7 protein-coding genes are annotated in these 11,328 nt (G+C 55.9%); 2 read left to right on the top strand and 5 right to left on the bottom strand.

The window, feature by feature from the left end; genetic code table 11:
• Nucleotides 1-3: 3 nt before the first annotated feature.
• From dhbA to O1Q74_RS02320, 5 genes are read right to left on the bottom strand one after another with little or no spacing between them, the layout of a single operon-like run.
• Nucleotides 4-774 (bottom strand): 2,3-dihydro-2,3-dihydroxybenzoate dehydrogenase, encoded by a 771-nt coding sequence (gene dhbA / locus O1Q74_RS02340; RefSeq protein WP_271875926.1) that lies wholly within the window; start codon nt 772-774, stop codon nt 4-6.
• A gap of 5 nt (nt 775-779) precedes the next feature.
• On the bottom strand, nt 780-3,923 hold the full coding sequence (locus O1Q74_RS02335) for an amino acid adenylation domain-containing protein (RefSeq protein ID WP_271875925.1): 3,144 nt from the start codon (nt 3,921-3,923) through the stop codon (nt 780-782).
• Nucleotides 3,920-4,795, bottom strand: coding sequence for an isochorismatase (locus O1Q74_RS02330; RefSeq protein ID WP_271875924.1), 876 nt, complete (start codon nt 4,793-4,795; stop codon nt 3,920-3,922). Before O1Q74_RS02330 ends, O1Q74_RS02335 begins: the two co-directional genes overlap by 4 nt.
• A gap of 26 nt (nt 4,796-4,821) precedes the next feature.
• On the bottom strand, nt 4,822-6,450 hold the full coding sequence (locus O1Q74_RS02325; protein ID WP_271875923.1) for a (2,3-dihydroxybenzoyl)adenylate synthase: 1,629 nt from the start codon (nt 6,448-6,450) through the stop codon (nt 4,822-4,824).
• Nucleotides 6,447-7,643, bottom strand: a complete 1,197-nt coding sequence (locus O1Q74_RS02320; protein ID WP_271875922.1) for an isochorismate synthase — start codon at nt 7,641-7,643, stop codon at nt 6,447-6,449. The genes O1Q74_RS02325 and O1Q74_RS02320 overlap by 4 nt, the downstream gene beginning before the upstream one ends.
• Before the next feature lie 331 nt (nt 7,644-7,974).
• Between O1Q74_RS02320 and O1Q74_RS02315 the strand changes: the two genes are divergently transcribed.
• On the top strand, nt 7,975-9,237 hold the full coding sequence (locus O1Q74_RS02315) for an MFS transporter (RefSeq protein ID WP_271875921.1): 1,263 nt from the start codon (nt 7,975-7,977) through the stop codon (nt 9,235-9,237).
• A 99-nt stretch (nt 9,238-9,336) separates the two neighbouring features.
• Nucleotides 9,337-11,307 (top strand): TonB-dependent receptor domain-containing protein, encoded by a 1,971-nt coding sequence (locus tag O1Q74_RS02310; RefSeq protein WP_271875920.1) that lies wholly within the window; start codon nt 9,337-9,339, stop codon nt 11,305-11,307.
• The last annotated feature ends 21 nt before the right edge of the window (nt 11,308-11,328 follow it).

Raw genomic sequence — 11,328 nt, 5'->3', positions numbered from 1 at the left:
AAATCAGGCCGTCAGCGTTGCCCCGCCGTCCACCACCACGTCCTGCATGGTGATGTGGCTGGCCAGATCGGAAGCCAGAAAAACTACGGTATTGGCGATCTCGTCCGGCTGAGCGATCTTGCCCAGCGGAATGCCCAGTTTGTACTGGTCAGGAAAGCCCGCGATAGTGCGCTGCTCAGCATCGGCGCTGTGCCACATGCCGCGCTGCATCGGCGTGTCCGTCGAACCCGGCGACACCAGATTGCAACGTACGCCGTAAGGCGCCAGCTCCAGACCGGCACAGTGAGACAGGCTGGTGAGTGCCGCTTTCGAGGCGCAGTACGCCGCCATCTGTAGACGGGGGACATGCGCGGCATTGGAGCCAACGCAGACGATCGCGCCGCGGCGCTGCTGCTTGAAATGCGGAACCAGTGCGTTTAACAGGTAAAACGCGCCAGAGGCGTTGACGTTGATGCACTGGTGCCAGTCGTCCACGCTCAGCGCGTCGATGTCGCCCAGGCGAAGAATCCCGGCGGCGTTGACCAGCACGTCGAGCCCCGTTTCTGCCAACTGCTGGCGACAGGCCGTCGCCACACTGTCCGGCTCGCTGATATCAAGCGTCACACAGCGAAACGGATGATCATCATGTCGGAATGCGCGGTCGAAACCGATCACGTTCGCGCCCAACGCAACGAACTGGCGGGCAATGCTTTCGCCAATGCCGCTCGCCGCACCGGTGACCCAGACGGTCTTGCCGCTGAAATCAAACTGAAGAGGTTGTGCCTTGTTCATCATTTTCCCTACCACACCATTTCCACGCTGTTTTCGTCCTGTGACAGCCTGTCGTCCAGATAGCGGCAGAAGTCGCTGAGCTGAGGATGATCGAACACATCAGACACCTTGATGCTTACGGAAAACTCGGCGGCCAGACGGTTGACGATCTGGATGGTCTGCAATGACTGTCCGCCCAGCTCGAAGAAGTTATCCCGCGATTGGATCCCCGATACGCCGAGGATCTGCTGCCAGATTGCGCTGACCCGGTTTTCGGTTTCGCTGGCTAACGCCTGCGCCGGTGCCTCGTCGTGGTATTCCGCCAGCAGACGCTTACGATCGACCTTGTTAGATCCCGTTTTCGGCAACTGGCGGAAGACACGGTAATCGGTGGGGATCATCGCTGGCGGCAGCACGCTGCCCAGACGCTGTTTCAGCGTACGAGCGTCGATCTCGCCTGCTTTATTGGCGACAAACGCCACCAGACGCCGCACGCCGTTGGGGTAAACAATGCCCTGGACGCAGGCTTCATCGACGTCCGGCTGTGCCAACAAATGGGCTTCAACTTCCCCCGGCTGGATCCGGTAGCCGCTGATTTTAAATTCGTTGTCCATGCGCCCGAGGTAGAGCAACTGCCCTTTTTCCAACCGGACTCTGTCGCCAGTGCGGTAAGCGGGAACCTCCCGATCGCCCACCGCTATTTGCGTAAATGCCGTGTGTTCTGTACCGATGTAACCCGCCGCCAGCGTTGGCCCCAACAGCACCAGTTCACCTTCCGCCGCAGGGCGATCGCCCACCGCCAGAATCAGCGCGTTGACACCAGCCAGCGGCAGACCGATAGGAAGCTGTGCCACATCGGCCGACTGTGTTTGCAGATCGCAACTGGTCGCCACCACTGTGGTTTCAGTCGGGCCATAGGTGTTAATTAAGCGCAGCGTATCCGGCGCATGACGTTGCCACTGCGCCAGTTGTTCGGGGTACACCGCTTCACCGCCGATGATGATGGCGCGCAGTGCGGAAGGCAGGGTCAGCGTGCCGGTTTTCAGCGCAACAACCCATTCATTCCAGAATGCCGTCGGCAAGTCGAGCAGCGTAATCGCCTGCTCTGCGACCTGTTCGACAAAGGTCGGAATCGACTCCAGCATCTCATCGGTGCGCAGCACCAGCGTCGCACCGCTGGTCAGCGTGGCAAAGATCTCTTCAATGCTGGCATCAAAGTTAAACGGGGCAAATTGCAACACGCGATCCGCCGCGCGCAGGCCATAGCGCTGGCGTGCCGCTGCGATGAAGTGATCCAGTGCGCTGGCACCGATCTCTACCCCCTTCGGCAATCCGGTCGATCCTGAGGTGAACATGACATAGGCAATCTGCCCGTCTCTCGCTTCCGCAGGCGGCAGAGCGGCGGCCTGTGCGTTGGATGACAGAAGATGCCCCGCCAGAACGATCTCACCGGAAAAGACCGACGCCAGCCGATGCTGGTAGTCCGCCTGCGTCACAATCGTACGCAGACTGGCAATCTGGATGATGTGTTGTTGACGTTCGTGTGGCTGTTCAGGATCGAGCGGCACATACACCGCGCCGCACTGCATCAAGGCCAGCAGGCAAATGATGGTTTCAGGGCTGCGGTTCAGCATGACACCGATGCGCTCACCGGGTTGCACGCCTCGCTCATGCAGCGCCGCAGCCGCCTGACCGCTCAGATCCAGCAGTTGCTGATAGCTGTACTGCCGATCGCGCTGCGTCAGCGCCGGATGATTCGGGTTTTTACACGCCTGCTTGGCAATCGCCGTCAGAACGGGTTCAACGAACGGCTCAGGCTCGCGACTGGTGATCAACGCCAGCTCACGCTCTTCACGCAGCCAGCGCCCCAGCAGCTCGCCGCTGGTCTGCTGCGGCTGCGCCAGCCAGCGTTGAAGCAGCGTGAACAGCGTTTCTTGCAGGCTGGCAAGCGCTTCCGCGCTGTAACAGGCTGGGTTGGCATCAAAATCCAATACCGGTGTGCCATCGGGTTTGAAATGGATCTCGATCGTCAGATCCTCTACTGGCCCGGCACTGAGATTCAGGGTGCTGGACGACAGCGATCCGTAATTGAGCGGATGATCGAACGGCATGATATTGATCAGCGGACCGAAGAGGCGCTGTTCGCCGCCGACGCGGTTCAGATCGCGCCGTAAGTGCTCATAGCGATAATGCTGATGCCGCCGCAGCGTGCGTTTGGTACGGGCAACCTGCTGCGCCAGTGTGACAAAGTCCGCCTGTTCATCTACCTGAATGCACAGCGGCACAATATTCATCTGCATGCTCGGCACCGTCAGCGAGGCGGAGCCGATACGGTTCATCACCATCATGCCGAACGTCAGTCGGTCGCTGCCGGACACCAGTTTGAGGTGCGTCGCCAGCATCGCCAGAAACAGATCCGGCCAGCTGATCTTGTTGCCTTCACACAGCGCCGTCAGCGGCTGCCAGATATCCGCTGGCAACACGCTGCTCTGACGCAAAAAGCGCGCCGCGATCGGGGCTTTCTTCTCACTGAAGCTGGCCGGTTCCGGCATCGCGTTCAGCGTTTCCAGCCAGAAACCACGCGCTTGCACCGTCTGTCCGCTGGCATCACGCTGCTGTTCCTCTTCCAACACCTCGCTGAATGGACCGAACTCAGCCACCGCCACAGGTTGCCCCGCCATCAGCGCGGTGTAGATCTGGGCGATACGCTGAAACAGCATCGTCGTCCCAAAACCATCCAGCGCAATGTGGTGAACACAACTGTAGAGAAAATCGCGCTTTTCACCGCACAGCAGCGCAAAACGGCAAGGTAACTCGTTCAGTAAATCCAGCGGCTGGGCGATCTCTTCACGCGCCCACTGGCGTATCGTCTGCTCTTCATCCTTCATCGGTGCAGGCAACAGTTCACTAATCGGCCGCACGCCGATGGGCACTGGCAGTTGTGAAGCGACAAAGCCGATCTCCGGCTGCTCGGCCTGTTCACCCGCAACCTCAACAAACTGGCAGTACAGGCACTCGCACTCCATGACCGCCTGACGGATCGCGCTCAGCATGGCTTCAATGTCGACTTTGCCATCAAACGCGATGCACTCCGCCGTGTTGAACGTCGCTTTATCATCGTTCAGGGCATGACCTAACCACAGCCCGCGCTGCGCAACGCTCAACGGCTTCATGATGCGGCTCCCTGCTGTTTTTCGATCAGCGCCCACCAGGCATTCAGGCTGGGGTTACGCGCCAAGTCGACAAAGCTCAGCGTAACCCCCTGATTGCGCCATTCGGTCAGCAGCGCCATCATGCGCACCGAATCCAGGCCGTAGTCGATCAGATTTTCATCTTCATCGAACTGATCTTCATCTTCGTCGATCAAGGTCAGCAGGTGCGCTCTCAGTCCTTGTTTTGTCAGTGCCTGTGCCATTTTTGCTCCTGTAAGTTCTGCCGTGCTAACCACCCGCCCGGCGCGCGTCGCCACATATTTCAGCGCCATCTGGTGTTCCTGAAGTGAGAAATCCGCCACCGCATCGCCGACCATGAATGGCTTGATGTCGCGCATGAAAGCATCCGTCGCGGTAATCATGCAGCCGATATGCCCATAAACGCCGCAGATAATCAGCTGATCTTTACCCATCTCTTTCATCATCGGTTCCAGCGGCGAACGGTGAAAAGCGCTGTAGCGCCACTTCACCAGCACCGTGTCATGCTCATCCGGTGCCAGCGCACTCACGACGCGCTGCTTTTCAGGGTGATTATTCAGCCCTGCGCCCCACATGTCGTTCAGCAGCGCCCGGTCGGCCGCGCTTTGTGCATTCGGCTGCGCGGTATACACCACCGGAATCCCCTGCGCTTTGCAGTAGGTTCGCAACGCCACAATGTTCTCAATCAACTGCTGCGCCAGCGGGCTGTCCGCACCATAGAAATTCACGAAATAGTCCTGCATGTCGTGAATCAGCAGCACCGCACGCTCAGGTTCAAACGCCCAGGAAACCTTGTTGTCTGGGAAATCCTGTGCGCGCGGCAGGGGATAAGAAGCAATAGAAGGGATTGCCATCACAAAATCCTTATTTGTTTTGAGTACTACGTTCGGTTTTGAGTGCTAAGTTGAGTCTGAATGCGCTGACGGAGTGATTTCTTATCAATCTTGCCGACCGGCGTAACGGGCAAGGTGTCGATCATCTCGAAGCGGTCCGGCAGTTTGAATTCAGCAATACCCTGATTGCGAAGATATTTTCTTAACGTAATGGCTTTCAGCGCGGGATCGCTGACCACCAGAAAAGCGCAGCTCTTCTCGCCCATGACCGGATCGGGCATGGACACCAGTGCGGCATGAAGAATGCCATCATGCTTGAGCAACAGATTTTCGATCTCTTCGGCAGCAATCTTTTCACCGCCGCGGTTAATCTGATCTTTTTCCCGTCCGACCACGCGCAAATAGCCGTCCTCGGTCATCTGCACCACATCGCCCGAGTGGTAAAACCCTTCACTGTCGAAGGCGCGAGCGTTATGCTCCGGGCTGCGGTAATAGCCACGGAAGGTATACGGGCCACGCGTCGCCAGCAGCCCGGCTTCGCCTCGCGGCACCGGATTGCCGTCAATGTCCAGCACCTTCACTTCATCGTCCGGGCTCATCGGGCAGCCCTGTGTCGTGAAGATATGCTCATCGCTGTCGTCCAGTCGGGTGTAGTTCACCAGCCCCTCCGCCATGCCAAGCACCTGCTGTAGCTTGCAGCCCAGCACCGCCGGAATACGACGTGCGACGGTTTCACTCAGCTTCGCCCCGCCTACCTGCAAGATCTTCAGGCTATGCAGCGCGCCACCAAACTGCTCGGCCGCCTGGATCCACAATGCGGCAGCGGGCGGCACCAGCGAGGTAATATCGATCTGGTGGCGTTCGATCAGCGGGAAACAGGTCATCGCCCCCGGATCCGGCGCCAGCACGACGCGTCCACCGGCATAAAACACGCCGAGCGAACCGGGTGAACTTAACGGGAAGTTATGCGGTGCGGGCAAGGCGCACAGGTAGCGGGTTTGTGGCGTCAGCTCACAGATTTCCACGCTGCGGCGCACGCTGTAGTAGTAATCATCGTGGGTGCGGGGAATCAGCTTCGGCGTACCAGTACTGCCGCCAGAAAGCTGGAAGAAGGCAACCTGCCCCGACGCGGAAGGCTGATACTGGCTGGCTGAAGTGCGCGGTTGCAACCAGTCTGACAGACTGTGCCCCAGCGGACTGTCGCCGAGCATCACCACCGTTTGCAGGCGGGGAACCTGCGTCTGTAGCCGATCCAGAAACTCGCCGTTGCCAAACAGCGGGTGTTCGGCCGAGGCGATCAGTAAGCGCGGTTCGATCTGCGTGGCGTATGACAGCAATTCCAGCTTGTTGTGACTGAACAGCGCGTTAACTGGCGCGACGCCCATTTTCAGCAACGCGAAAAAGGTCAGGTAAAATTCAGCCACGTTCGGCAACTGCACCAATGCCGTGTCACCACAACGCAGGCCGCTTTCCGTCAGACGCGATGCCAGCGCGGAAGCCTGCCGATCCAACTCCCGATAGCTCCACTGGCGCTCGCCGCACACCACCGCAACGGCGTCAGGTTGCGTCGTCAGATGGCGTTCCCAGGCATCCGTCAACGGCAGACCGACCCAGTACCCCTTTTCGCGGTAACGCTGCGCCAGTTCCTCTGGCCAGGGCGTAAATTCAATGCTCATAGTCCATCCACACCAGAGTTAAGCCCAAACGCATTCAGCATCGTGTTTAATTTGGCGGCGGTTTCAGCCCATTCCTCCTCGGGGACTGACGCCTCAACAATGCCCGCACCGGCAAACAGGCGAACGTTATTGTTTTTGATGGTGCCGCAGCGAATCGCTATCGCCCATTCGCCATCACCGTTGGCATCACACCAGCCGACAATGCCGCTGAATATGCCGCGATCGTGCGGTTCCAGTTCGGCGATCAGCTGGCGCGCGTCCTGCGTGGGGAAGCCGCACAGCGCAGGAGTCGGATGCAGTTGGCAGGCCACCTGAAGCGCCGTCATCTCTGGGTTAACCAGTTCACCGCTAATGGCGGTAGACAGGTGCCACATGGAGGCGGTGTGCATCAGCGCAGGCGCCGATGGCACCGTTAATGACGAGCAAAGCGGCATCAGACGTTGACGAATGTCATCCACCACCAGCTTGTGCTCGTGCTTATCTTTGCTGGAATTCAGCAAGCGCTGGCTATTCAGGTAATCCAGATGTTCATCGTTCATCCGTCGTGCCGATCCCGCCAGCGGGTTGGAGACAATGACATTGCCCTGCTTACGCAGCAGCAGTTCCGGGCTGGCGCCCAGTAAGATGGAACCATCAGGCAGCGGCAGCGAGAAGTGATAACCCCCCGCGTTCTGCACCATCAGGTTGTTGAGGATCGTTTGCGCCTTAACCGGGCCCGTCAGCTCAATGTCCAGAATGCGTGACAGTACTGCTTTGCTCAGTTCACCGCGGCGGAAACGTTCAACGGCCTCCGCCACGATAGACTTGAACTGATATTCGTCTGGAACGCTGTTCAGCGTGAGTGCGGCAGGTGCTGCTGCCGTCTGCTTACGAGCACGACTGACGAGTTCAGATTTCGTCGTAACGGTATAATTATCAGGGATATAGAGACTAGAGGGTTGTGTGGTATCAAAAGGAATCGCCCCCACCACAATAGGCAGCGACTGCCCTGCCTGACGCGCCCGCTGGAACGCCTGCGCGATTGCAGAACTCAGCCCATCATTGTGCGAGTCTGGAACGCAAACAGGGGACGAAATACGTTCAAATAAGCCGGAAGTCGAAAGGCTACGGTGTTCCGATGCATATAAAAAAGCAGTCTTTTCCGAATAAGTTAGCCCGCTAAATGTTTCAGCTTCTGTAATCAGTGTATCCACAAGGCAGCTCCTGCGCTCGCAAATTAAATACCAATGATTATTAAAATCATTATCATTTATATCAAGCGAAGTTAAATTACACTGAAGTAACGTGTTCGGTCAATCCTTCCACAGAATGCTTATTCACGCCCACTAAATAGGGGTTATATTGATGTTAATCAATTTTTTTGGTCATCTTTCATAACGGTTAATGGTTAGCAATAGGAATGTATTGATTATAAAACCCACATCACAGATGATAATGAAAATACTTATCATTCATTGTCAGGAAAATTAAGCTGCGCTAGACTGCGCGAATATTTTACTAACTGTGTCTAAATGTGAGCCCGTCATGGATGAAAGCATGTACCGCCAGCACACCCGACCCGTTGTGCATCTGGCGCTGCTCATCAACATGCTTTCCCTCGGCAGCCTGATGATGGTGATGCCGTTAGGTCCCGATTTCATCAGCGCCCTGTCTATGGATGCCAAGAACATCGGCTACATTAGCGGTGGCGCAACGTTTGCCTCCGCCATTGTCGGCTTCCTCGCCGCCCCTTATCTGGACAGATTTAACCGTAAACATGCTCTGATTATTCTGCTGACGCTGCGCTTCAGCCTGACGGCGGCCTGCATGTTTGCCAGCAGCCAAACCCATCTTTTAGTGCTGTTTATTCTGGCAGGCTGTGTGGCCGGGCCGGCCTCTGGCGTGTTGATGGCGGCAGTTGTCGATATTGTGCCGGCCAACGAGCGCGGAAAGCAGCTGGCCTACGTCGGTATGAGTTTTTCACTCGCGGCCATTATCATCATGCCGCTGTCGCTGGAACTGGCTCACCGTATTAACTGGCAAGCACCGTTTTATATTTTCGGCCTCGGCGGCCTGCTGCTGGCGCTGTTAGTGCTGTGGCTCTTTCCTTCCATGCCGCTGACGCACCGATCTCAACCAAGCGCATCTCCCAACACAGTACCCACTTCCGTATTACACGATCTGCTGGCCTCCCCGCTTTTCCTGTTGGGACTGACGGTGGTTTCGCTACAAATGTTCGGCCATTTCCTGCTGATTCCCCATTTTTCCAACTACTTTCAGTTCAATCTGGCGTTCCCACGGGATGATATTTCCCTGCTTTATCTCTGCGGCGGGCTGGCCAGCATGGTAACCATGCAGCTGTGCGGCAACTTGCTGGATCGAGGGTATGCCAGCCGGACGATCGTGGTGACAACGCTGCTGCTGGCCGTTGTGATCCTCTGTGGTTTCGTTTTGCCTTTTTCGCTTTCCCTGTATCTGGTGTTCACCCTGTTCATGGCGCTCAGCGCAGCCCGCTCCAGCAGCACGCTGGCAATTACCGCCGGCATTCCGCTGCCGCATCAGCGCGCCGCGTTTATGTCCTATCAGGGAACTGCGGCCAACGTGGCGTCGGGGCTTGCCAGCGTCGCTTCTGCTGCTTATCTGAGCACCTCGGTTGAGGGAAAAATTGATGGGTTCTCACAGCTCGCCGTCGCCAGCGCCGTATTTGCGCTGGCCGCCATGCTGCTAACCCTACGCCTGATTCCGCAGTTGGTTGAACGCAGCCGAAAGATGGCCGCACGCCAAACGGCACAGGCTACAGGGCAATAAATCGATCGATTTACTCAATGAGTGGGTCGGTAATACACGCACACAGCACGCTATTTATTTATGGGGATGTTTTTTCCACTCTTTGATGGGGTCTTTGACATGCAGCTAAAATCGGAAAATCGTTTTTCACATCATCATTTCCCACACAGCAAGGTGTATCGCGCCCTGCTGGTGACCGGGTTACTGGCACTGCCTGCACTGGCACAGGCGGAAAACGCGACAGATGAAAAAATCGTCGTGACGGCAACGCAGACGAAACACACCACGCTAAGCGCCCCCGCCAGCGTCTCTGTCATCACCCGCGCCGAGTTGGAAAAGATGTCGGTGAATAACGTTTCCGATGCGGTGAAAAAGCTGCCGGGGATTAACATCAACCCGTCGACTACCTATGGCCGTAACGAAATTAAAATCCGTGGTATGCGGGCGGACTACACACTGCTTCTGGTGAATGGTCGTCGTATTAACTCCCAAGAATCTCTCGCAACCGATATGGGGAATGATTTCGATCTGAGTTCCATTCCTATGTCGGCGATTGAACGTATCGAAGTGATTCGTGGCCCGATGTCTTCTCTGTACGGTGCCGATGCGCTGGGCGGTGTAGTCAACGTGATTCTTCGCCAGCCGGGGGAGAACGTTGCTGGTGAGATCGGCTATAACTTTCAGGCACCGACAGAAGGCTCCGGCGGCGATCATAATCGCCTGAATGGCTACGTCAGCGGGCCATTAATAGAAAATACGTTGCTGGGTAGTTTGATTGTGGACGGTGGCAAGCGCGATGCGTGGCGTACCGAACAATCCAAGAATCGCAACTCAGATGCGCTGGAAAAACGTGATAACTACAGCGTGCTGGGTAACCTGACGTGGTTGATCGATTCTCAGCAGAGCCTGGATTTTGATGCGACTTATACCAAAGATGACCGTTTCGTCGACTGGAATAACTCTGGTGCCACTGTTCATAACACACAAAAAATTGATCGCCTCGGCCTGGGGCTCACGCATAACGGTAGCTGGGACAATGTCGATACGCGGCTGCGCTACTACTACGAAAACATCGATTTAATGGATAATTCTGAGCTTAATAAAGGTATAGCCGATATTACTCAGAGTAATCAGACGGTTGACGGGCAAATTTCTGGTTACCTAGGTGACCACCTGCTGACCGGCGGCGGCGAATACCGCATCACATCACTGGAACACAGCATGAATCTGAAAGGCGGAAAAGTAGACGTCAATCAGAGTGCTCTTTTCCTACAAGATGAGTTCAAGATTGCGGATTTAGCCCTCACCTTTGGTGGTCGTGTTGACCATCATGAGGTCTACGGCACCGAATTCAGCCCACGCGCCTACGCCACGTATAGTTTAACCGACAACTGGGTGATCAAAGGCGGTGTCAATAAGGCATTTAAAGCACCAACCCTCGCTCAATTTACCCCCGGCTATATGAAGTCATCATGCCGTGGATTCTGCTATCTCGTCGGTAATCCGGATCTCAAAGCAGAAACCTCCATCAGCTATGAACTGGGTACTGCCTATGAGGCAGAACATTTCGGTACAGGTATCACCCTGTTTAATAATGATATCAAGAATATGATCCAATCTGAGGCTTGGGATAAAGACAGAACTAGGGTAGCCAATCTTCCTTATTACAACGTGGATAAAGCGCGGGTTCAGGGAATTGAAACCTCATTTTGGGTCGATCTCACAGATGACCTAAACTGGACCACTAACTGGACTATCGTCGATGCCGAAGACCGCACCACCAAGAAGCGCCTGAAAAAAAACCCAAAAAATACAGTTAACACGCAGTTGAACTGGCAAGCACTGGAGAATGTATCAACCTATATTGCTTACCAATATACGGGGAACCAATATCTGCTTGACAAAGAGTCCACCAAGACTCGCGGTTTCAATACCGTGGATATCGGTGCCACTTATACACCGGTTAAAAACGTAGATCTAAAACTGGGTGTCACTAACCTGACCAACGAAAAACGGGACTACGTTGCCACCGACAACGACTACTTCCTGTCTGGACGTACGGTGTACGGCGGCGTGAGCTATAAGTTCTAAGCCGATAAGTTCTGATCAGCA

The organism is Pectobacterium sp. A5351, from assembly GCF_028335745.1.
Classification (GTDB): domain Bacteria; phylum Pseudomonadota; class Gammaproteobacteria; order Enterobacterales; family Enterobacteriaceae; genus Pectobacterium.
This window is presented reverse-complemented; position numbering and strand designations above follow the sequence as displayed.

Excerpts from the sequence above, each read along its gene's own strand:
- dhbA (WP_271875926.1), bottom strand. The coding sequence starts at position 774 with ATGATGAACAAGGCACAACCTCTTCAGTTTGATTTCAGCGGCAAGACC.
- O1Q74_RS02335 (WP_271875925.1), bottom strand. The coding sequence starts at position 3,923 with ATGAAGCCGTTGAGCGTTGCGCAGCGCGGGCTGTGGTTAGGTCATGCC.
- O1Q74_RS02330 (WP_271875924.1), bottom strand. The coding sequence starts at position 4,795 with ATGGCAATCCCTTCTATTGCTTCTTATCCCCTGCCGCGCGCACAGGAT.
- O1Q74_RS02325 (WP_271875923.1), bottom strand. The coding sequence starts at position 6,450 with ATGAGCATTGAATTTACGCCCTGGCCAGAGGAACTGGCGCAGCGTTAC.
- O1Q74_RS02315 (WP_271875921.1), top strand. The coding sequence starts at position 7,975 with ATGGATGAAAGCATGTACCGCCAGCACACCCGACCCGTTGTGCATCTG.
- O1Q74_RS02310 (WP_271875920.1), top strand. The coding sequence starts at position 9,337 with ATGCAGCTAAAATCGGAAAATCGTTTTTCACATCATCATTTCCCACAC.